The organism is Seonamhaeicola marinus (assembly GCF_008085455.1).
The window spans coordinates 352-768 of sequence record NZ_VSDQ01000832.1 but is presented as its reverse complement, the minus strand read 5'-3'; the positions used below and the strand labels follow the sequence as shown (position 1 = coordinate 768).

The window sequence follows — 417 nt, the reverse complement described above, 5'->3', positions numbered from 1 at the left end:
AACCCCGATTACACTATCGGGACCTGTGAAATTATACACCGCAAACAAGCGTTGTATAATTAAAAATATTGTTTAATCCATCTGTACAATTCAGTAAACAGTGTTCAGTTTTAGTAAACAGTAAAACACTGTGAACTGTAAACTGCTACTGCATACTAAAAGGTATGGATAAAAATTAACTACATGGATAAAGAATTGATTATTCGTTCTAGTTCAGAAACCGTTGATTTTGCCTTATTAAAAGATGGAAAACTAATTGAATTACAAAAAGATGAAGATGACAACAATTTTTCTGTTGGTGATGTGTTTATAGCCAAAATAAGAAAAACTGTACCAGGTTTAAATGCTGCATTTGTTAATGTAGGTTATGAAAAAGATGCGTTTTTGCATTATCATGATTTAGGCCCAAAACTACCT

The 417-nt window shown here is 31.4% G+C and carries 1 pseudogene; it reads left to right on the top strand.

From position 1 onward, the window contains the following. Positions 1 to 183 precede the first annotated feature (183 nt). Positions 184 to 417 (top strand): annotated as a pseudogene (locus FUA24_RS25950) (ribonuclease E/G); the annotation flags it as partial.